Source organism: Amycolatopsis melonis, assembly GCF_040064235.1.
GTDB classification, from domain to species: Bacteria; Actinomycetota; Actinomycetes; order Mycobacteriales; family Pseudonocardiaceae; genus Amycolatopsis; species Amycolatopsis melonis.
This window is the reverse complement of the sequence record NZ_JBDZYD010000012.1, coordinates 267,610-286,859: the sequence shown is the minus strand read 5'-3', so window position 1 is coordinate 286,859 and position 19,250 is coordinate 267,610. Positions and strand designations below refer to the sequence as shown.

Genomic DNA, 19,250 nt, shown 5'->3' with positions numbered 1-19,250 from the left:
GTTAACTTAAGTACATGCTTAACCATGAGGAGTCGCTGGACCTGGTGTTCCGCGCCCTGAGCGACCGGACGCGGCGGGCACTGGTGGAGCGGCTCGTGCGCGGACCTGCCTCGGTCAGTGAGCTGGCCGAGCCGCTGACGATGTCCCTGGCCGCGGTCGTGCAGCACCTGCAGGTCCTGGAGGCCGCGGGGCTGGTGCGGTCGGAGAAGACCGGCCGGGTCCGCACCTGCCGCATCGAACCGGAGGCGCTGCGCGCGGGCGAGCACTGGCTGGGACGGCAGCGCACCACCTGGGAGAGCAGGCTCGACCGGCTCGGCGACTTCCTCGCCGGGCCGGGGACCTCGGAAGGGAGCACGTCATGACCGTCCTGCACAGCACGTTCACCCTGGAACGCACCTACCCGGCGTCGCCGGAGCGGGTGTTCGCCGCCTGGGCCGACCCGGCCGCGAAGGCGCGCTGGTTCGGCGGCGAGACGCACGAGCTGGACTTCCGCGTCGGCGGGCGCGAACGGACCGGCGGCCACACCCCGGACGGCAAGCAGCTGACCGCGGCCTCGACCTACCACGACATCGTGCCGGGCGAGCGCATCGTCTACAGCACCACGCTGACCGGCGACGACGTGCTGGCGACGGTCTCGCTCACGACGGTGGAGCTGCTCGCGGAAGGCGAGGCCACCCGCCTGGTCCTGACCGAGCAGGACACCTTCCTCGACGGCGCCGAGAAGCCGGAGTGGCGCGAGCAGGGCACCAGCGACTGGCTGACCAAGCTGGGCAAGGAACTGGAGTCGTAGTCACCCGCGCGGCGGCGGGGACGACGGCCGCGCCCGCACCGAGATCGCGGTCGGCGAGCACGGCGCGGCGGACGCGGCGACCGCCGCAGGCTGTCCACGTTGGACGGTCCACACCCGGCCGCTGCCGGGTCGGCCGGCACGGTCTCGACCGCGGCAGCGACTTCGTCCGGGCCGGCCAGGTGCTGGCCGTGGGCCCGCAGCGCCTGCCGGTGCGGCGCGAGTGCCGGCGTGTCGACGAGCCCGGGGCAGAGGGCGTTGATCCGGACGCCGCCGGTCGACGGCGCCGACCGGACCAGGCCGACGAGTGCGTGCTTGGCGGCGGCGTAGAACAGGTCCGGCGAGCCGGTCAGCCCGGCCATGACCAGGATCGAGCCGTGCCCTTGCTGCCGTAGCCGGGGCAGGCAGGCGGCGAGGCCGTACACGACGCCGTCGAGGTTGGCGCGGTAGCGCTCGACGGTGAAGTCGTCCAGACCACAGCGGCCGGGCACCCCGGCGTTGAGCACCACCAGATCCAGCCCGCCGAACCTCGCCGCCGCGGCGGGCATTGCCGGCGGGTTCCCCGACGTCCGCGGGCACGAACAGCCCGCCGATCTCCTCGGCGACGGCCGCGCCGACCACGGGATCGCGGTCGGCGATCACGACGCGGCGGCGGAAGCGGCGGGCGGTCGCCGCGCCGATTCCGCTCGCCCCGCCGGTGATCAGCGCGACGCTCACGTGGCCGCCGCCAGTGGCGCAATCTCGACGCCGCGCAGCCGCAGCCCGTGGCGGTGCAGGAACGCCCGGCCGAACACCCGCTGGACGACGACCAGCCCGGCCAGCGTCACCAGCAGCAGCACCAGCTCGGCCACGGGCACCGCGTCGATCGGCAGGGTCAGCACGAGCACCACGCGCACTGCCGCGTCGAGCAGGCACGCGGCCGCCCACAGGGCACTGCACAGCCGCAGCAGGCGGCGGAACGGCGGGTGGTCGTCCCAGTTGCGGCGCCAGGTGCGCTGCTTGTCCTCGTCGAGGACCGCGTCCATCGCCGCGTACAGGAACGGGCGGCCGGCACCCACGCTGACCAGGAGGAACACGCCCAAGGCCAGCATCATCACCGCGCCGCGCAGCAGCAGTGCCCGCGGGCTGCCGCTGAGCAGGGAGCTGGCGACCCCCGCCGCCATGACGGCGAGCACGAACCAGCGCACGCCGCCGATCCGCCGCCGGGCGGCGAGGTCGCGCAGGCCGCCCGCCACCGGAATGACCGCGCCGGCGAGCAGGGCGATCAGCTGGTCCACGCCCGCGGCGCGCAGCCCGTAGAACAGCGCCAGGGGCGCCAGGACGTCGACGAGCACTCCGTTCAGCCGCTTCACGGGGCCACCGCCCGCGTGAAGGTCGTGACGGTTTCGCGGACGTAGGCGGCGAAGTCGAAGTCGGGTTCCTCGCGCAGCCTGCGGGCGGCCCCGTCGACGGCGCTGCGGATCAGCACGGCCATCGGCCGGACGTCGAAGTCGCGGAACTCGCCGCTCGCCCGGCCCGCGTCGAGCAGCTTTTCCAGGCTCTGGACGCTGACTTCCTGTGCGCCGGAGGAGGTGTAGGGCTGCCCGGTGAGAGTGCGCAGGTGCGGGCCGATCTCGGTCAGGGCCGCCACGTCGGCGGGGTGCTCGCGCAGGAACTGGAGGTTGGCCTCCAGGTAGGCCCGCAGCTTTCCGGCCGCGGTGTCTTCGGCCTCGACCCGCTCGTGGATGAACGCCGCGCCCGCGGTGAAGACGTGCCGCACGATCTCGTGGATCAGGTCGTCCTTGTCGGCGAAGTGGTAGGAGATCATCCGCGGGCCGCTGAGCCCGGCCTTCTCGGTGATCCGCGCGAACGACGCTTTCGCGTAGCCGACCTCGGCGATCGTGTCGATCGCGGCTCGCAGCTACCACAGTCGTTACGTTCTTGTCCGGTACTGCTGCGGGCTCACGCCGAACTCCCGCTTGAACGCCGCACTCAGGGCGAACGCGCTGCCGTACCCGACCTGGCGGGCGAGCGAGGCGATGGTGGCGTCCGGCTGCCGCACCAGCAGGTCCGCGGCGAGCGCGAGCCGCCAGCCGGCCAGGTAGGTCATCGGCGGCTCGCCGACCGCGGCCGTGAAACGGCGGGCCAGCGCGGCGCGGGAGACGCCCGCGCCGGCCGCGAGCTTGGCGACCGTCCATGGCTCGGCCGGCTGGTCCTGCAGCAGCCGCAGCGCGTGGCCGACGACCGGGTCGTCGTGGGCGCGGTACCAGGCCGGGGCGTGGGTGCCCGGCCGGTCGAACCAGGTGCGCAGTGCCGCGATCAGCAGCAGGTCCAGCAGCCGGTCGAGGACGGCTTCCTGGCCGGGGACGTCCTTGCCGATCTCCGTGGCGAGCAGGCCGGTCAGCGGGGTCGGCCAGTCGGCCGCGCGCAGGACGATCAGGGCGGGCAGGGCCGCGAGCAGCCGCCCGCTCAGCTCGCCCGCCATGCCGTACGTGCCGGTGAGCAGCACGACCGGACCGTCGGTGCCGTGGCCCCACGTGCGGACGCCGACGTGGGTCAGCTCGGTCAGGTGCCCGCCGTCGGGGGTACGGCACTCCTGGCCGGGCAGGATCAGCGCCTGCGGCGGGGTGGCCGGGTCGTCGGCGACCACGTACGGGTCGGGACCGCGGGCGATCGCGACGTCGCCTTCGGCCAGCTGGACGGCTTCACCGCCGTCGGGCACGATCCACGCCTCGCCGCGCACCACCGACACGACGGTCAGCGGCGCGTGGTCTTCGATGCGCAGTGACCACGGCGGGGTCAGGACCGAGCGCAGGAGGAACGCGCCGTGGGCACGCGGGCCGTCGAGCAGGGCGGCGAGAGGGTCCATGCCGCCGAGCGTAGACGCTGGAACATGCCATCGAGCCTCTGAACCATGGAGAGTCTCACCGCGGGCGGGTTGACTCGGGGGCATGACGCAAAGGGGGACGCCGATGTCGACGGTGGTACTGGTGGCCGCGCTGGTCGCGGCCGGACTGGTCGCGGGGTTGTTCTACGCCTACGCCTGCTCGGTCATGCCGGGGCTGGCGCGCGGGGACGACCGGACGTTCGTGGAGGGGATGCGCGGGATCAACGTCGCGATCGTGAACCCGGTGTTCCTGCTGACGTTCCTGGGTGCGCCGCTGCTGGCGGGGGTGGCGGTGTTCGCGAGCCCGCGGCCGTGGGTGATCGCGGGGTTCGGGTTCCTGGCGGCGATGGTGGTGATCACGGCGGTGGTGCACATCCCGCTGAACAACGCGCTGGAGAACGGCGGCGACGACTATGCGGCGCTGCGCGCGGCGTTCGAGACGGTATGGGTGCGCTGGAACATCGTGCGCGCGCTGGTGAGCACGGCGGGCTTCGGCTGCCTGGTGGCGGCCGTGCTCACCAGCCGTTAGCAGTCAAGCCGTGGCTAGGTGAAGTCCTGCGGGCCGAGGATGGGGCGGACTTCGATGCTGCCGTAGGTCGCCGCGGGGTGGCGGGCGGCGATCTCGAGGGCTTCGTCGAGGTTGTCGCAGTCGAGGATGACGAAGCCGCCGATCTGTTCCTTGGCTTCGGTGAAGGGGCCGTCGGTGAGCAGGACTTCGCCGTCGCGGACGCGGATCGTCGTGGCTTCGGTCGGCGGGTGCAGGCCGGCGCCGCCACGGATCTTGCCGCGGCGTTCCAGGTCTTCCGACCAGCCGCCGCAGCCGTCGTTGCGGTGCTCGGCGGCCGTTTCGTCGCCGCAGATCATCAGCAGGTACTGCATGTCAGCGTCCTTCCAGTTCGCGGATGCGCCGGGTGAGGTAGGCGCGTTCGGCTTCGGTGCCTGCCAGCTCGCAGGCCCGGGCGTAGCAGGCGGCGGCTTCGGTGTGGCGGCCGAGCCGTCGGAGGAAGTCGGCGCGGGTGGCGGGCAGCAGGTGGTAACGCTCCAGCGGCAGGTCGTCGAGGAGGGCGAGCCCCGCGGCCGGGCCTTCGGCCATGCCGACCGCGATGGCGTGGTTGAGTTCGACGACCGCGCTGGGGACGTGCTTGCGCAGCTGCCCGTACAGGCCGGCGATCTGGGGCCAGTCGGTGTCGGCGGCGCGGGCGGCGGTGGCGTGGCAGGCGGCGATGGCGGCCTGGATCTGGTACGGCCCGGGACGGCGGCGGCGCAGCGCGGTTTCCAGGATCCGGGTCCCTTCGGCGATTTGTCCCGCGTCCCAGCGGCTGCGGTCCTGTTCTTCGAGCGGGACGAGCACGCCGGAGGCGTCGACGCGGGTGGCGCGGCGGGCGTGCTGGAGCAGCAGCAGGGCAAGCAGGCCGAGGACTTCGGGTTCGTCGGGCATCAGCCCGGCCAGGACGCGGGTGAGCCGGACGGCTTCGGCGGCGAGGTCGGGGCGCAGCAGGTCGGGTCCGGCGGTGGCGGAGTAGCCCTCGTTGAACGTCAGGTACAGCACGCCGAGCACGGCGTGGGTGCGTTCGGGCAGCAGGTGCGCGGGCGGGACGCGGTAGGGGATGCGGGCGTGGCGGATCTTGCGTTTCACCCGGACCAGCCGTTGCGACATGGTGGCTTCCGGGACGAGGAAGGCGCGGGCGATCTCGGCGGTGGACAGCCCGGCGAGGGTGCGCAGGGCGAGCGCGACCTGGGCTTCGGTGGCCAGTGCCGGGTGGCAGCAGGTGAAGATCAGGCGCAGGCGGTCGTCGGTGACGCCGCTGTCGTCGGGGTCGGGGTCGTCGGGAATGGGCATGAGGCCGGCCTCCTGGAGCTTGGCGGCGCCGAGGGCGTCGCGGCGGAGCCGGTCGGTGGCGCGGTTGCGGGCGGCGGTGGTCAGCCACGCGCCGGGCCGTCGCGGGATGCCGTCGCGCGGCCAGGTGCGCAGGGCGAGGGCGAACGCCTCCTGGGCGCACTCCTCGGCCAGGTCCCAGTCGCCGGTGATCCGGATGAGCGTGGCCACGACCTGGCCCCACTCCTCGCGGAACGCCTCGGCGACCGCGGTCTCGACGTCCACTCCGCTCCTTCCCGCCGGTTCACCCACCCGACGAACGGCTGGGCCCGGAATCGACAGTCGCGGCGTGGCAGGCGCCGAAGCCTTCGGCCCGGGCGACGATCCGCCCGTTTTCGACGCGGACGGCGGTTTCGGTGGCGTCGCTGACCGCGGTGACGCCGGCGGCCGCGGCGAAGTCGCCGCCGGCGTCGCAGACGATCCGCAGCCGGGACCGCGGGGGCGGGGCGATGGCCTGGTCGAGGCAGCTGCGCAGGTCGGCGATGGCGAGCCGGGCCAGTGGCAGCAGCTCGCCGGGGTCGCTGGTGACGAGCACGGCGGTGACGTCGGCGCCGGTGCGGACGGCTTCCTCGAACGCGGCGGCACGGTGCAGGCCCAGGACGGTGACGACGCCGTCGCCGGGCCGCACGGTCTGCCCGGTGAGCAGGTCGGTCGCGGCCGGTGGCTGCCAAGGCTGGTCGGCGGGCCGGGCCTGGGTGGTGATCGGCGGGGTGGCGGGCCAGTCGTCGGCCAGGCCGAGGTCCAGCAGGGCCGCGCAGGCGGTGACGAGGTGGAAGGGCTCGCCGAAGCCGGGTGCGGCGGCGGCGAGCTGGCTCGCGCCGTGCAGCGTGGTGAGCGCGGCTTCGGCGACGCGCACGAGCCGCCGTCCGGGGCGCAGGCGTTCGAGGGCGAGCCCGAGCAGGATCGCCTCGACGCGCATGAGCTGGGCGAACGGGCGGCGGGTGTGCTCGTCGGCGAGGATTTCCGGCAGCAGGTCGCGGACGAGCCGGGCCTCGCCGCTGTCGCTGTCGGTGGCCAGCGGGAGCCGGGCGATCCAGGCGCGGGCGAACGCGGCGAGGACGTCGGCGGCGGTGGGGTCCGGCGGTGGGGTGGCGGGCCGGGGTGCGTGTTCGGCGAGGTCGGCCAGGACGGCGAAGTACAGGGCGCGCTTGCCGGGGAAGTTGGAGTAGACCGCGCCGCGGGTGAGTTCGGCGCGTTCGGCGATGACGTCGATCTTCGCCTCGCGGAAGCCGCGGGAGGCGAACTCGTCGCGGGCGGCGGCGAGGACCTTCGCGCGGTTGCGTTCCTGGGTCTGCGCCCTGCTGAGCCGGACCATCGTCCTCCTTGCCGTGGGGTCGCCGCTGAAGATACCGTCACCACTGAGATGATTAGAACATCTGATTTCAACATCTGGAGTGATGGATGACCCCCGAGATCGACCTGACCGACCCGAAGGTGCTCACCGACCCGTTCACCGCCTACGACCGGGCCCGGGAGGAAGGAGCCGTGGCTTCCCTGGCGATCCCCGGCTTCGCCCCGTTCTGGGCCGTGACCCGCTACGCCGAAGCCCGCGCGCTGCTGACCGACCCGCGGTTCGAGGTCCGGTCCGAGAGCTTCCTGCGGCCGCCGGGCATCCCCGAGCACTGCCTGGAATACCTGCGGACGATGTCGGAGCAGGACGGGCCCGAGCACCTGCGGCTGCGGCGGCTGGCGGCGCCGGCGTTCACGCCGAAGCGGGCCGCGCAACTGCGGCCGAGGCTGGCCGCGATCGCCGGGCGGCTGCTCGACGAGCTGCCGGGGCACGCCGAGGACGGCGTGGTCGACCTGGTGCCGCACTTCGCGCGGCCGCTGCCGATCGACGTCATCTGCGAGCTGGTGGGCATCCCGGCCGCCGACCGCCCGCGGTGGCGCGAGTACGGCGCCGCGGTGGCCGGCGGGGCGGGCCCGGACTTCGTCGCGGCGATCCCGGCGATCATCGAGGGCGCGCGGGAGGCGGTGGCGCGCAGCCGGGCCGAGCCGGGTGACGACCTCATCGGTGACCTCGTCCAGGCTCAGGACGACGACCGGCTCACCGACACCGAGCTGGTCACCCTGGTCTGGCATCTGGTGCTGGCCGGGCAGACACCGGTGAACCTGATCGCCAACGCCGTGGAGACGCTGCTGCGGCATCCGGACCAGCTGGCCCTGCTGCGGGCGGAGCCGTCCCGGTGGCCGGGCGCGGTGGAGGAGCTGATGCGCTTCTGCAGCCCGCAGCTGCTGACCACGCCCCGGTTCGCGGCCGAGGACGTCGAGATCGGCGGGCAGCTGATCCGCGCCGGCGAGCGGGTGACGGTGGCGATGGTGGCCGCCGACCGCGACCCGCGGGCGTTCACCGACCCGGACCGTTTCGACATCACCCGCCCGGGGCCGCCGCAGCTGGGGTTCTCGCACGGGCCGCACTTCTGCCTGGGCGCGTCGATCGCGCGGGTGCAGACGGAGGTGGCGCTCTCGGCGTTGTTCGCCCGGTTCCCGGACCTGGCTTTGGCGACCGAGGACGTCCCGCGCGCCCCGGACGGCGGAACCTGGCGCCCGGCGGCGCTCCCGCTGACGCTCTGACCCGCAGCCCCCGGAGCTGGCGGTCTGCCGCGGCTGGGCTGAAAGGGACTTTCGTCTCGTCTGGTGCAGCGAAAGGGACGTTCCTCCCGCAGGGTGCGAGGAACGTCCCTTTCAGCCCGCGGTGCGGGAGGCGATCAGGACCTCGATGCCGTCGAGGACGCGGGCGAGGCCGAACCGGAAGACGAACGCCGGGTCCTCGGCGGCGTTGTGGGCCTCGCCCGCGGCCGTGCCGACGCGGGAGGACAGCGGGTAGTGCGCCGCGTCGGCGGCGGGGATCTCCGCCAGTACCGGGGCCGCGCGCTGCCACCACTGGGCGTCGGTCATGCCGCTGGTGCGGACCAGGCGGGCGTGGTCGAGCGAGCTGCGGGCGGTGCTCCGGACCAGGCCGGTGACGAGGGCGACCACGGCGTCCATCTCGACGTCGCCGAGGCCGATGCCCTCCACCGCGCGCAGCTCGCGCTCGTACTTGGCGAAGCTGTGCGGACCCAGGGCCGAGCGGCTGGTGGTGACCTGCAGCAGCCAGGGGTGGCGGTGGAACAGCGCCCACTGGTCTTCGGCGATCGCCGTCAGCGCCGCGCGCCAGCCGAGGTCCTGCCCGGGTGCGGTCAGCTCGCCGTGTGCGTGGTCGATCATCAGGTCCAGCAGCTCGGCGCGGCCCGGCACGTAGGTGTAGAGGGACATGGGGGAGACGCCGAGCTGCTCGGCGACGCGGCGGATGGTGACCGCCTCGATGTCGTCGGCCGCGTCGGCCAGTGCGACCGCGGCGCGGACGACGTCGGCCGTGGTCAGTTTCGGTTTCGGGCCGCGGCGCGGGGGTGCCGAGACGCCCCAGAGCAGCTCGATCGCCCGTCGCGGGTCGCCGTCGCCGTTGGTCACGCCGGTCATTCTGCTCCCCTGAATTACGTACGTTGTACAGAGTTGTGCTACCGTTCTACGTACAACGTACAGAGTTAGGGGCAGGATGACTCCGCAGATCCACGCCGAGGGACTTCGCAAGCGCTACGGCGACGCGTACGCCCTCGACGGCTTCGACCTCTCCGTCCCGGCCGGCACCCTGTGCGGCCTGCTGGGACCCAACGGCGCGGGCAAGACCACGGCCGTGCGCGCGCTGTCCACACTGCTGCGTCACGACGGCGGCGTCGCCCGGGTCGCCGGGTTCGACGTCGCCACCGAACCAGCGAAAGTGCGTTCCGCGATCGGGCTGGTGGGCCAGCAGGCCGCGGTGGACGAGCTGCTGTCGGGGCGGCAGAACCTCGTGCTGTTCGGGCGGCTGCACCACCTGGGACGGCGCGAGGCCGCGCGCCGGGCCGACGACCTGCTGGAACGCTTCGGCCTCGCCGACACCGGGTCGAAGCCGGTGTCGGCCTACTCCGGCGGGATGCGGCGGCGGCTGGACCTGGCCGCCTCGCTGCTGGCCACCCCGCGGGTGCTGTTCCTCGACGAGCCGACGACCGGGCTGGACCCGCGCAGCCGCATCGAGGTCTGGAAGGCGGTGCGGTCGCTGGTCGGCGACGGCACGACCGTGCTGCTGACCACGCAGTACCTGGAGGAGGCCGACCAGCTCGCCGACCGGATCTGCCTGGTCGAGCACGGGCGCGTCATCGCCGAAGGCACCCCGGCGCAGCTGAAGGGGTCCCTCAACGCCACCCGGATCGAGCTGGCGGTGACCGATCCCGACGCCCTCGGCGCGGCCGCGGCCCTGCTGGGCCGGGTCACCGGCACCGACCCGGTCACCGAGGACCTGCGGGTGAGCGCGCCCGCCGACGCGTCGGCGCTGACCGACGTCGTGCGCGAGCTGGCCGCGGCGGAGCTTTCGGTCGCGGATGTCGCGCTGCGGCACCCGACCTTGGACGAGGTGTTCCTGCAGCTGACCGGGAAGGCGGAGGTGGCGCGATGAGGTGGGCGATCGAAGACGGCTGGACGCTGACCCAGCGGTATCTGGCGCAGCTGGCGCGGCGTCCGGCCCGGCTGGCCACGGTGGTGGCGTTCCCGATCCTGATGGTGCTGATCTTCGCCTACCTGCTCGGCGGCGGGATGAGCGTGCCCGGCGGCGGTTCCTACCGGGAGTTCCTGATGCCGGGGATGTTCGCGATGACGATGGCCTTCGGGCTGTCGGGCACGATGATCGCGGTGCTGGACGACGCGGCCAAGGGCGTCACCGACCGGTTCCGCTCGCTGCCGATGGCGCCGTCGGCGGTGCTGACCGGGCGGGTGGCCGCGGACCTGGTCAACGCCGTGCTCGCTCTGGTGGTGCTGCTGGGCTGCGGGTTCGCGGTCGGCTGGCGGCCGCACGGCAGCCTCGGCGAAACGCTCGCCGCGCTGGGGCTGCTGCTTCTGCTGCGCACGGCGCTGGTGTGGGCCGGGATCTACCTGGGCCTGCTCACCGCCGACCCGGCGATGGTGACGCTCGCGCAGACCCTGGAGTTCCCGTTCGGGTTCCTCTCCAGCGCGTTCGTGGCGACCTCGACGATGCCGGCGTGGCTGGGAACCGTGGCGGAGTGGAACCCGTTGTCCTCCACGGTGACGGCGGCGCGGGTGCTGTTCGGCAATCCGGGGGCGGCCGGGACCTCCTGGGTGAGCGCGCACGCGGTGCCGATGGCGGTGGTGTGGCCACTGGTGCTGCTGGCGGTGTTCGTGCCGCTGTCGGTGCGCCGATACGGGAGGCTGGGGAACTGAACGTCCATTTCGTACCGGGGGAACCGCCGCGGGCGGGACGCCTGCACGTCGACGGCCGCGAGTTGTCCATTGTGGAGGGTCTGCCGGTGCTGCTGGCCGGTGCCGACGCGTTCTGGGCGACCGCGGCGCAGGCCGCGCTGCGGCTGGTCGCGGCGGGACGGCTGCTGCCAGGGGTCACCGAGGCCGGGCACGACGCCTGGCGCGTCGGGCCGCTCGACGCGGGCGAAGCCGCGTGGCTGCGGGACCTGGCGGCCGCGATGCCGTCGGACGAGCAGGCACCAGGGCCGCTGCTGCGGGCGTTCCTCGACGCCGTCGCCGACACCCTGCCCCGCACGCCGGCCGCGGCGAAGGCGGCGGGGACCAGGCTGTTCGCCGCGGCCGCGCCGCAGCGGGCGGAGTCGCTGCGCGACTGGGCCGACGAGCTGGCCGCGGGCCTGGACTCGGGCATCCGGGTGTCGCTGCGGGTCGAGGCGCCCGACGGGTTCGACGCCGGGCGCTTCCGCGCCGTCGTCCAGGTGCACAGCCTGGCCGAGCCGGGGCAGGTCGCCGACGCGGCACAGCTGTGGGAGACCGGGCGGTTCGGGCCGCGGGCACGCATCGACGTCGTGCTGGCGCTGCGCCGCGGCGCGCAGGTGTGGCCGGCGCTGAGCCCGCTGCTGACCTCGGCCGTGCCGGACGAGCTGGTGCTGGGCGAGGACGACGTGACCGAGCTGGTCGCGGCCGCGGCCCCGCGGCTGGCCGCGGCCGGGATCGACGTGCACTGGCCGGCGGAGCTGGCGGGGTCGCTGACCGCGCGGGCGGTGGTGCGGGCCGGGGACACCCCGGGCGACCTGCCGTCGTTCTTCGGCGGCGGCCGCGCGCTGGCGTTCGACTGGCAGCTGGCCCTGGGCGGGGAGGTGCTGACCGAGGCGGAGCTGGACGCCCTGGCCGAGGCCCGCCGTCCGGTGGTGCGGCTGCGCGACCGGTGGGTGCTGGTCGACCCGGCGCTGGCGGCGAAGGCCCGCGAGCGGGTGCTCAAGCCGCTCACCCCGGTCGACGCGCTCGGCGCCGTGCTGACCGGGACGACCGAGGTGGACGGCGAGCCGGTCGAGGTCGTCACCGAGGGGTGGCTGGCGCGGCTGCGGGAACGGCTGTCCGCGCCACCGGAACCACAGGCCCCGCCCGCCGGGCTGGCCGCGACGCTGCGGGACTACCAGCTGCGCGGCCTGCAGTGGCTGGCCACCGTGACCGGGCTCGGGCTGGGTGGCTGCCTGGCCGATGACATGGGACTGGGCAAGACGGTCACGCTGATCGCACTGCACCTGCACCGGGCAGCCGGGCCGACGCTGGTGGTGTGCCCGGCGTCGCTGCTGGGCAACTGGGAACGCGAGATCCACCGCTTCGCCCCGGGCGTGCCGGTGCGGCGGTTCCACGGCAGTGCCCGCTCGCTCAACGATCTGGACGGGTTCGTGCTGACCACCTACGGCACGCTGCGCACCGACCCGGCGCCGCTGGCGGCGGTGCGGTGGGGGCTGCTGGTCGCCGACGAGGCCCAGCACGTGAAGAACCACCGCTCGGGCACGGCGAAGGCGCTGCGGCTGGTGCCCGCGGCGGCGCGGGTGGCGCTGACCGGCACGCCGGTGGAGAACACGCTCTCGGAGCTGTGGGCGATCCTCGACTGGACCGCACCGGGGCTGCTGGGCTCGCTGAGCGAGTTCCGGGCCCGCTGGGCCAAGCCGATCGAGGCCGGGGACACCGCCGCGGCCGAGCGGCTGAACCGGCTGCTGCGGCCATTCCTGTTGCGCCGCCGCAAGTCCGACCCCGGCATCGCCCCGGAGCTGCCCGCCAAGACCGAGACCGACCGGCCGGTGGCGCTCAGCCCCGACCAGGTCGCGCTCTACGAAGCGGTGGTGCGGGAGATGATGGCCGACATCGCCGCCAGCGACGGGATGGCCCGGCGCGGCCGGATCGTCAAGCTGCTGACCGCGCTCAAGCAGATCTGCAACCACCCCGCCCAGTACCTCAAAGAGCCGGGTGGCCGTTCGGGCAAGGTGGAGCTGCTGGACGAACTGCTGGACACCATCCTCGCCGAGGGCGGGGCGGTGCTGGTGTTCACCCAGTACGTCGCGATGGCGAGGCTGCTGGAGAAACACCTGGCCGCACGCGGGATTCCGGCGCAGCTGCTGCACGGCGGCACCCCGGTGGCCCGCCGCGAAGAGCTGGTGGCGCGGTTCCAGGCCGGGGAGGTCCCGGTGTTCCTGCTGTCGCTCAAGGCTGCCGGGACCGGGCTGAACCTCACCCGCGCCGACCACGTCGTGCACTTCGACCGCTGGTGGAACCCGGCGGTGGAGGACCAGGCCACCGACCGGGCGTACCGGATCGGGCAGACGAAACCGGTGCAGGTGCACCGGCTGGTGGCCGAGGGCACGGTCGAGGACCGGATCGCGGCGATGCTGCGGGAGAAGCGGGCGCTGGCCGAGGCGGTGCTCGCCGGCGGCGAGGCCGCGCTGACCGAACTGTCGGATGCCGAGCTCGCGGAGCTCGTCGAGCTGAGGAGCCGCGGATGACCGACGACCGGGTACGGGGTTTCCCCGCGTTCGGGGCCACCGGCGCGCGCGGGCGGTTCGCGACGTCGTGGTGGGGCCGGGCGTGGCTGAGCGCGATGGCGGACACCGCGCTGGACCAGCAGCAGCTCAAGCGGGGCCGCAAGTACGCGGCGGCCGGGCTGGTCGGGCCGATCACGGTCAGCCCGGGCCGGATCGCCGCGGCGGTCGACGACGTCGACGGCGGCCCCTACCGGACCGAGCTGCGGCTGGCGGAACTGTCCGAAGCGGACTGGACGCGGTTCCTCGACCGCGTCGCCTCGCGGGCCGGGCACCTGGCGGCGCTGCTGGACCGCGACATGCCGCACGACCTGGTGGAGGCAGCCGACGACGCCGGGGTGCACCTGCTGCCGGGGATCGGCGACCTCGATCCGGAGTGCGACTGCCCGGGCTGGGAGCTGCCGTGCCGGCACGCGGCGGCGTTGTCGTTCCAGGCGTCGTGGCTGCTGGACGCCGATCCGTTCGTGCTGCTGCTCATGCGGGGCAAGGGCGAGCGGGAGATCCGGGAGGAGCTGGAGAGCCGGACGGCGCCCCGCGCGGAGTTGCCGGTCGGGGAGCGGACGCCGGGGGAGCTGCCGGACCTGGCGCAGTTCCGGCCGTCGGGCGCGCCGTCGATCCCGGCCGCGCCCGGGGTGCCGGCGGAGGTGTTCGCGATGTTGACGGCCAACGCGGCAACGCAGGCCGCGGCGTTGCTGGCGGGCCAGGCGTGGCCGGGACGGCGGCACGACGCGGTCCGGCTGGCCGCGGAGTTCCCGTCGGTGGCCGGGCGTCTGGGCGAGGGTCCCGGCTTCGCGCGGGCGGTCGCGGCGTGGACCTGTGGCGGGCAGGCCGGGCTGGACGTCCTGGAGACGCCGTGGACTCCGCCGAAGGCGGCGGTGGCGGCCGCGCTCGCCGAGGAGGACCCGGTGTTCGACCGCAACCGCTGCACGGTCGGGGACGTGCAGCTGCGGCTGGACCGCGAAGGCCGGTGGCATCCCTACCGGCTCGAGGACGGCCAGTGGTGGCCCGCGGGGCCGCCCGAGGCGGACCCGGGGCTGCTGCTGGGCTGAAATCCGCGGGATTTCCCGGTATCCAGCACGCTCGTCGTTGCCTCCTGAGCCCTGACGGCGGGTTTCCGCCGAAGCCACTGGGGGTGCGGGCGCGCGGGTGCTGCACCCGTGCGCCCGCCCGGCGTTCGCCGGGGTCTGGCTGTCTGCGGTGCTCGCTGTCGAAGCTGGAGGGGCCGCCGTGCGGTGGCCCCTCCAGCCCGGTCAGGCCGCCGTCTTGACCGGGTAGTCCTTGACGCGCATGGAGTCGTGCATCCGCATCCCGCTGGTGTTCAGCTTCGCCAGTGCCCGGCTCAGCCCGCCCGGCAGCGCGGAGATGAGCCGGGCGCCGCCGGCCAGTGTCCGGACGCCGGTGCGGGAGGCGGGGATCAGGCCGCGGGCGGCCGTGACGGCGAAGGCGCGACTCTTGCGGACCAGCTCGCCCATTTCGCGTTCGTAGGCGGCGAAGGCCCGTTCGTGGTCACCGCGCGCCGCGGCCAGCTCGCCGGCCAGGACGTACGCGCCGAGCACGGCGAGGCTGGTGCTGCCGCCGACGGCCGGTCCAGGGCAGTAGCCGGCGTCGCCGACGAGCGTGACGCGCCCGCGTGACCAGGTGTCCAGCTGCAGCTGGGTGATCGAGTCGAAGTAGAACGGGCCGGGGCCGTCCAGCTCGGCGAGCCAGCCGTCGACCTGCGGGTGCATCCCGGCGTAGGCCTCGCGCAGCAGCTGCTTCTGCCGGGCGGTGTCGCGGTGGTGGTAGTCGAGCTGCTCTTCGCGGCGGAAGAGGAACACTGCGCGGGCGTCGGTCATGTGCGCGGCGCGGTAGATCGCGGCGGTGCGGCCGGGGCCGAGGTGGCTGATGGTTTCGCCGTCGAGGCCGAGGGTGCCGGGTATCGACAGCACGGCCAGGTAGGCGCCGATGAACCGGGTGAAGGCGGCTTCTTCGCCGAAGACCAGGCGCCGCACGTTCGAGTGCAGGCCGTCGGCGCCGACGACGACGTCGAACCGGCGGGGTGCGGCGTGATCGAAGGTGACGTCGCCGTCGGGGGAGATGGCGGTGACGGAGTCGCCGAAGAGGTACTCGACGTCGTCGCGGCCGGCGTCGTAGTAGATCTCGCTGAGGTCGTCGCGCATGACCTCGACGTGGCGGTCGGAGGCGGCGTTGTAGATCTTGGTCAGGTCGATCCGCACGGGGCGGCGGGCGCCTTCGCGGTGCAGTGTCATGCGGGTGGTGCCTGTCTTGCGTGCTTCCACGCGGGGCAGCACGCCCATCCGCTCGGTGATGTCCATGGCGGGCCGGAACAGGTCGACGGCGTGGCCGCCGGTCTTGCGCAGGGCGGGGGCGCGTTCGACGACGGTGACGTCGAAGCCGTGCCGGGTGAGCCAGTACGCCAGCACCGGGCCGGCGATGCTGGCGCCGGAGACGAGAATCCGCATGAGTACCTCCCTGACTTAACGGTAGGTAAGTTGTACCACAGCTCCTTACCTATCGTTAAGTCAGTTATGCTGGGCCGGTGCCGAAACCCTCCGACACCAAGCAGCGCATCCTCGAAGTCGCCCGCGACCTGTTCACCAGCCAGGGCGTCCAGCGCACCAGCCTGCAGGACATCGCCGACCGTCTCGGCATCACCAAGCCGGCCCTCTACTACCACTTCCCGTCCCGCGACGACCTCGTCCGCAGCATCGTCCAGCCGATGCTCGAAGACGGCGAGAAGTTCCTCCTCGACCGCCAGGCCCGTCCCGACGCACCCGTGCGCGAGCTGATCGAAGGCTTCTTCGACTTCAACTACCGCCACCGCGCGGACGTGATCATGCTGCTGTCGGAGATGCCCACCCTGGCCGACCTCGGCCTCATCGACCGCGTCCTGGGCTGGCGCACCCAGCTGACCACCCTCATCTGCGGCCCGTCCCCGACCCTGGAACAGCAGGCCAGGGCCATCCTGGCCCTCGGCGGCCTGCAGGACGTCTGCATGCAGTTCCCCGACGTCCCGGTCGACGAACTCCGCGCCGCCGCGGTCGCCGGCGCCCTCGGCGCACTCGGCCACTGAAATTCTTTCCCGGCCGATGTCGAGAACCCGCCACCGGCTCCGTCCCCGGGGCAGCAGCAGCCCACCCGGACAAGGAGCCACCATGCAGCAGCACGAGATCGCCGAAGTCCTCGACCGCCCGTACAGCAGGGAACTGCTGGCCCGCGACCTCGCCCGCCTGGCCTACGTCGCCCCCGACGGCACCCCGCGCACCATCCCGATCGCCTTCACCTGGAACGGCACGCAGATCGTGGTGTGCACCAGCAAGAACGCCCCGAAGCTGTCCTCCCTGCGCGCCAACCCCGCGGTCGCCCTGACCATCGACACCGAGTCCCACCCGCCCAAGATCCTGCTCCTGCGCGGCACCGCCGAACTCGACGTCGTCGACGGCATCCCCGAGGAGTACCTGCAGATGAACGGCACCTACCAGATGACGCCGGAGCAGCGGGTCGAGTGGGAGCGCGAGGTGCGCTCGCTCTACGACGGCATGGTCCGCATCGTCATCACCCCGACGTGGGTCAAGCTCATCGACTTCGAGCAGACCCTGCCCAGCGCGGTCGAGGAACTCGCCCGGCAGCGCGCCGAACGCGCCGCCTAGCCGGCCGTGGCCCGCTCGATGATCGCTGCCGTGTCCACCCCGGCCGGGAGCGTGCCGAACGCGATGCCCCAGTCGCCACCGAAACGGGACGCGCAGAACGCGTCCGCGACCGCCGGGTGGCCGTGGCGCACCAGCAATGACCCCTGCAGCACCAGCGCCATCGCCTCGACCAGACGGCGCGCGCGGTACTCGATGCCCTCAAGGTCGGTCAGCTCCTTGCGGACCCGCTCGACCGCGTCGTCCAGCCGCGCGTCGCCCCCGGCGGCCTGCTCGACCTCGGCGAAGAACGCCGCCACCGACTCCGGCTGGCGGCCCATCGCCCGCAACGCGTCCAGTGCCGCGACGTTGCCCGACCCCTCCCAGATCGACGACAGCGGCGCCTCCCGGTACAGCCGCGGCATCCCCGACTCCTCGACGTACCCGTTGCCGCCGAAGCACTCCAGCGCCTCGGCCGCGTGCACCGGCGCCCGCTTGCACACCCAGTACTTCGACACCGCCAGCCCCAGCCGCCGGAACGCCTGCTCCTGCTCGTCGCCCGGCCGGTCGCCCGCCGCGGCCAGCCGCATCGCCACCGTCGTCGCCGCCTCGGACTCGACCACCAGGTCGGCCAGGACGTTGGCCATCAGCGGCTGGTCCACCAGCGCCTTGCCGAACGCGTGCCGGTGGGTCGCGTGGTGCACCGCGCGCACCGCACCCAGCCGCATCCCGGACGCACTGCCCAGCGTGCAGTCCAGCCGGGTGTTGTTGACCATCTCGATGATCGTGCGGACCCCGCGGCCCTCCTCGCCGACCAGCCAGCCGACCGCCTGGTCGTACTCGATCTCCGACGACGCGTTCGACCGGTTGCCCAGCTTGTCCTTCAGCCGCTGCAGCCGGATCGGGTTGCGCGAGCCGTCGGGCAGCACGCGGGGGAGCAGGAAGCACGACAGCCCGCCCGGCGCCTGGGCCAGCGTCAGGAACAGGTCCGACATCGGCGCCGAGGTGAACCACTTGTGCCCGACCAGGGTGTAGCTGCCGTCGGCGGACGGCGTGGCCGTCGTCGTGTTCGCCCGGACGTCGGACCCGCCCTGCTTCTCCGTCATCGACATGCCCGCGATCAGCCCGCGCTTGCCGCCCGGCTCCCGCAGCCCGAAGTCGTACTCGGTCGCCGCCAGCAGCGGCTCGTACCGCGCCGCCAGCTCCGGATTGGCCCGCAGGGCCGGGATTGCCGCGTACGTCATCGAAATCGGGCAGCTGTGCCCGGCCTCGACCTGGCCCCACACGTAGAACTTCGCCGCCCGCGCCGCGTGCACGCCCGCACGCGGGTCACGCCACGGCGTCCCGTGCAGCCCGTGCGACACCGCGACGGTCATCAGCTCGTGCCAGTACGGGTGGAACTCCACCTCGTCGATGCGGTGGCCGTAGCGGTCGTGCGTGCGCAGCACCGGCTCGTTCTCGTTGACCAGCCGCCCCCACTCCTGGGCCTGCTCGCTCCCGGCCAGCAGGCCCAGCTCGTGCAGTTCCCCGGCCGCCCACCCGGCCCCGGCCCGCTCCAGCCCGGCCAGCAGCGCCGGGTCGTCCGCGACGTCGTGGCCGGCCAGCGGCGGGACCTGGTTGGTGACCTCATGCGTGGCGGGCATCGGAACCTCCTAGAGCGCGGACGACGAACGTGCGAAGCTCACTGACATCACCGGGATTGCCGCTGGTCAACGGGCCGATCAGGACCTCGGCGGCGGCACCGACCAAGGCCGCGGCGGTGACCCGCCCGTCCTGCGGCGGCAGCGTGCCCGCCCGCACCCCGGCGGCGACGTGCTCGGCCACCACCTCGGTGAACGCCCGCCGGAACTCCAGCCGCTCGGCGTCGATCAGCGCGTCGACCGGCTCGGCGAGCAGCGCATACGCCTGCCGCGGCGCCTTCAGCGCCCGCTGGGCGAAGGTCTCGAACACGGCCAGGACCCGCTCGGCGGGCTCACCCGGCGCCGCCGACGCCGCCCGCACCGCGTCCACCTCCCGCGTCACGACCTGCCGGAAGACGTGCACGACGAGATCGGCCTTGGTGGGGAAGTGGCGGTAGACGCTGCCGACGGCCACCCCGGCCCGCTCGGCCACAACGGCGACGGAGCAGCCGCCATAGCCGTGCTCGGCCAGCTGACGCGTCGCCGCGGCGACGATCGTCTCGCGCTGGGCGTCCAGGCGTTCCTGCACCTTCGGGGTGCGGCGGTAGGGCACGTCAAGAAGTGAAGCACTGATTCATTGCTTC

General features: G+C 73.5%; 20 protein-coding genes and 1 pseudogene. 10 read left to right on the top strand and 11 right to left on the bottom strand.

Features of this window, described 5'->3' with window-relative positions:
- The first annotated feature begins 14 nt into the window (after positions 1-14).
- Together ABJI51_RS31095 and ABJI51_RS31090 are read left to right on the top strand one after the other, a co-directional pair.
- Entirely contained in the window at positions 15-362 is a 348-nt protein-coding gene (locus ABJI51_RS31095) for an ArsR/SmtB family transcription factor (RefSeq protein ID WP_348954600.1), read from the top strand.
- Positions 359-790, top strand: a complete 432-nt coding sequence (locus ABJI51_RS31090; RefSeq protein WP_348954599.1) for an SRPBCC domain-containing protein — start codon at positions 359-361, stop codon at positions 788-790. The genes ABJI51_RS31095 and ABJI51_RS31090 overlap by 4 nt, the downstream gene beginning before the upstream one ends.
- Before the next feature lie 263 nt (positions 791-1,053).
- On the opposite strand, the pseudogene ABJI51_RS31085 reads toward ABJI51_RS31090, so the two are convergent.
- From ABJI51_RS31085 to ABJI51_RS31070, 4 genes and pseudogenes are all read right to left on the bottom strand, one after another.
- A pseudogene (locus ABJI51_RS31085) lies at positions 1,054-1,335 on the bottom strand (SDR family NAD(P)-dependent oxidoreductase); the annotation flags it as partial.
- Between the two features lie 165 nt (positions 1,336-1,500).
- Positions 1,501-2,139 carry a VC0807 family protein gene (locus ABJI51_RS31080; RefSeq protein ID WP_348954598.1) on the bottom strand — a complete coding sequence of 213 codons (639 nt, stop codon included), beginning with the start codon at positions 2,137-2,139 and terminating at the stop codon, positions 1,501-1,503.
- Positions 2,136-2,675, bottom strand: coding sequence for a TetR/AcrR family transcriptional regulator (locus ABJI51_RS31075; protein WP_348954670.1), 540 nt, complete (start codon positions 2,673-2,675; stop codon positions 2,136-2,138). Before ABJI51_RS31075 ends, ABJI51_RS31080 begins: the two co-directional genes overlap by 4 nt.
- 24 nt (positions 2,676-2,699) lie before the next feature.
- Positions 2,700-3,635: an AraC family transcriptional regulator gene (locus tag ABJI51_RS31070; protein ID WP_348954597.1), complete on the bottom strand. Its 936-nt coding sequence runs from the start codon at positions 3,633-3,635 to the stop codon at positions 2,700-2,702.
- 103 nt (positions 3,636-3,738) lie between these two features.
- On the opposite strand from ABJI51_RS31070, the gene ABJI51_RS31065 reads away from it, so the two are divergent.
- Entirely contained in the window at positions 3,739-4,182 is a 444-nt protein-coding gene (locus ABJI51_RS31065; protein WP_348954669.1) for an anthrone oxygenase family protein, read from the top strand.
- Between the two features lie 14 nt (positions 4,183-4,196).
- Here the strand turns inward: ABJI51_RS31065 and ABJI51_RS31060 are convergent, their stop codons facing one another.
- From ABJI51_RS31060 to ABJI51_RS31050, 3 genes are read right to left on the bottom strand one after another with little or no spacing between them, the layout of a single operon-like run.
- Complete coding sequence (locus tag ABJI51_RS31060) at positions 4,197-4,532, bottom strand: YciI family protein (RefSeq protein WP_348954596.1); 336 nt, start codon at positions 4,530-4,532, stop codon at positions 4,197-4,199.
- 1 nt (position 4,533) lies between these two features.
- The gene (locus ABJI51_RS31055) at positions 4,534-5,754 is read right to left on the bottom strand and encodes an RNA polymerase sigma factor (RefSeq protein WP_348954595.1); all 1,221 of its coding nucleotides are present in this window, start codon (positions 5,752-5,754) and stop codon (positions 4,534-4,536) included.
- 19 nt (positions 5,755-5,773) lie between these two features.
- A complete protein-coding gene (locus ABJI51_RS31050; RefSeq protein ID WP_348954594.1) occupies positions 5,774-6,844 on the bottom strand; it encodes a TetR/AcrR family transcriptional regulator in 1,071 nt (356 codons plus the stop codon).
- Positions 6,845-6,930: 86 nt separating this feature from the next.
- Here ABJI51_RS31050 and ABJI51_RS31045 point away from each other — a divergent pair, with 86 nt between their 5' ends.
- Complete coding sequence (locus ABJI51_RS31045; protein ID WP_348954593.1) at positions 6,931-8,103, top strand: cytochrome P450 family protein; 1,173 nt, start codon at positions 6,931-6,933, stop codon at positions 8,101-8,103.
- Between the two features lie 111 nt (positions 8,104-8,214).
- Here the strand turns inward: ABJI51_RS31045 and ABJI51_RS31040 are convergent, their stop codons facing one another.
- The gene (locus ABJI51_RS31040) at positions 8,215-8,988 is read right to left on the bottom strand and encodes a TetR/AcrR family transcriptional regulator C-terminal domain-containing protein (RefSeq protein ID WP_348954592.1); all 774 of its coding nucleotides are present in this window, start codon (positions 8,986-8,988) and stop codon (positions 8,215-8,217) included.
- A gap of 76 nt (positions 8,989-9,064) precedes the next feature.
- Between ABJI51_RS31040 and ABJI51_RS31035 the strand changes: the two genes are divergently transcribed.
- The 4 genes from ABJI51_RS31035 (at position 9,065) to ABJI51_RS31020 (ending at position 14,410) form a co-directional block, all read left to right on the top strand.
- Entirely contained in the window at positions 9,065-10,000 is a 936-nt protein-coding gene (locus ABJI51_RS31035; protein WP_348954591.1) for an ATP-binding cassette domain-containing protein, read from the top strand.
- Positions 9,997-10,779, top strand: a complete 783-nt coding sequence (locus ABJI51_RS31030) for an ABC transporter permease (protein WP_348954590.1) — start codon at positions 9,997-9,999, stop codon at positions 10,777-10,779. Before ABJI51_RS31035 ends, ABJI51_RS31030 begins: the two co-directional genes overlap by 4 nt.
- 71 nt (positions 10,780-10,850) lie before the next feature.
- Entirely contained in the window at positions 10,851-13,325 is a 2,475-nt protein-coding gene (locus tag ABJI51_RS31025; RefSeq protein ID WP_348954589.1) for a DEAD/DEAH box helicase, read from the top strand.
- Complete coding sequence (locus ABJI51_RS31020; RefSeq protein WP_348954588.1) at positions 13,322-14,410, top strand: SWIM zinc finger family protein; 1,089 nt, start codon at positions 13,322-13,324, stop codon at positions 14,408-14,410. The genes ABJI51_RS31025 and ABJI51_RS31020 overlap by 4 nt, the downstream gene beginning before the upstream one ends.
- A 201-nt stretch (positions 14,411-14,611) precedes the next feature.
- Here the strand turns inward: ABJI51_RS31020 and ABJI51_RS31015 are convergent, their stop codons facing one another.
- Positions 14,612-15,823, bottom strand: a complete 1,212-nt coding sequence (locus ABJI51_RS31015) for an FAD-dependent monooxygenase (RefSeq protein WP_348954587.1) — start codon at positions 15,821-15,823, stop codon at positions 14,612-14,614.
- Positions 15,824-15,900: 77 nt separating this feature from the next.
- Here ABJI51_RS31015 and ABJI51_RS31010 point away from each other — a divergent pair, with 77 nt between their 5' ends.
- Both ABJI51_RS31010 and ABJI51_RS31005 read left to right on the top strand, forming a co-directional pair.
- A complete protein-coding gene (locus tag ABJI51_RS31010) occupies positions 15,901-16,434 on the top strand; it encodes a TetR/AcrR family transcriptional regulator (protein WP_348954586.1) in 534 nt (177 codons plus the stop codon).
- Between the two features lie 82 nt (positions 16,435-16,516).
- Entirely contained in the window at positions 16,517-17,011 is a 495-nt protein-coding gene (locus ABJI51_RS31005; RefSeq protein WP_348954585.1) for a pyridoxamine 5'-phosphate oxidase family protein, read from the top strand.
- On the opposite strand, the gene ABJI51_RS31000 is transcribed toward ABJI51_RS31005, so the two are convergent.
- On the bottom strand, positions 17,008-18,630 hold the full coding sequence (locus ABJI51_RS31000) for an acyl-CoA dehydrogenase family protein (protein ID WP_348954584.1): 1,623 nt from the start codon (positions 18,628-18,630) through the stop codon (positions 17,008-17,010). The genes ABJI51_RS31005 and ABJI51_RS31000 overlap by 4 nt on opposite strands.
- A complete protein-coding gene (locus tag ABJI51_RS30995; protein WP_348954583.1) occupies positions 18,614-19,219 on the bottom strand; it encodes a TetR/AcrR family transcriptional regulator in 606 nt (201 codons plus the stop codon). Before ABJI51_RS30995 ends, ABJI51_RS31000 begins: the two co-directional genes overlap by 17 nt.
- Positions 19,220-19,250: the final 31 nt, after the last annotated feature.

Excerpts from the sequence above, each read along its gene's own strand:
- ABJI51_RS31095 (WP_348954600.1), top strand. The coding sequence starts at position 15 with ATGCTTAACCATGAGGAGTCGCTGGACCTGGTGTTCCGCGCCCTGAGC.
- ABJI51_RS31090 (WP_348954599.1), top strand. The coding sequence starts at position 359 with ATGACCGTCCTGCACAGCACGTTCACCCTGGAACGCACCTACCCGGCG.
- ABJI51_RS31070 (WP_348954597.1), bottom strand. The coding sequence starts at position 3,635 with ATGGACCCTCTCGCCGCCCTGCTCGACGGCCCGCGTGCCCACGGCGCG.
- ABJI51_RS31065 (WP_348954669.1), top strand. The coding sequence starts at position 3,739 with ATGTCGACGGTGGTACTGGTGGCCGCGCTGGTCGCGGCCGGACTGGTC.
- ABJI51_RS31060 (WP_348954596.1), bottom strand. The coding sequence starts at position 4,532 with ATGCAGTACCTGCTGATGATCTGCGGCGACGAAACGGCCGCCGAGCAC.
- ABJI51_RS31050 (WP_348954594.1), bottom strand. The coding sequence starts at position 6,844 with ATGGTCCGGCTCAGCAGGGCGCAGACCCAGGAACGCAACCGCGCGAAG.
- ABJI51_RS31045 (WP_348954593.1), top strand. The coding sequence starts at position 6,931 with ATGACCCCCGAGATCGACCTGACCGACCCGAAGGTGCTCACCGACCCG.
- ABJI51_RS31040 (WP_348954592.1), bottom strand. The coding sequence starts at position 8,988 with ATGACCGGCGTGACCAACGGCGACGGCGACCCGCGACGGGCGATCGAG.
- ABJI51_RS31035 (WP_348954591.1), top strand. The coding sequence starts at position 9,065 with ATGACTCCGCAGATCCACGCCGAGGGACTTCGCAAGCGCTACGGCGAC.
- ABJI51_RS31030 (WP_348954590.1), top strand. The coding sequence starts at position 9,997 with ATGAGGTGGGCGATCGAAGACGGCTGGACGCTGACCCAGCGGTATCTG.
- ABJI51_RS31020 (WP_348954588.1), top strand. The coding sequence starts at position 13,322 with ATGACCGACGACCGGGTACGGGGTTTCCCCGCGTTCGGGGCCACCGGC.
- ABJI51_RS31015 (WP_348954587.1), bottom strand. The coding sequence starts at position 15,823 with ATGCGGATTCTCGTCTCCGGCGCCAGCATCGCCGGCCCGGTGCTGGCG.
- ABJI51_RS31005 (WP_348954585.1), top strand. The coding sequence starts at position 16,517 with ATGCAGCAGCACGAGATCGCCGAAGTCCTCGACCGCCCGTACAGCAGG.
- ABJI51_RS31000 (WP_348954584.1), bottom strand. The coding sequence starts at position 18,630 with ATGCCCGCCACGCATGAGGTCACCAACCAGGTCCCGCCGCTGGCCGGC.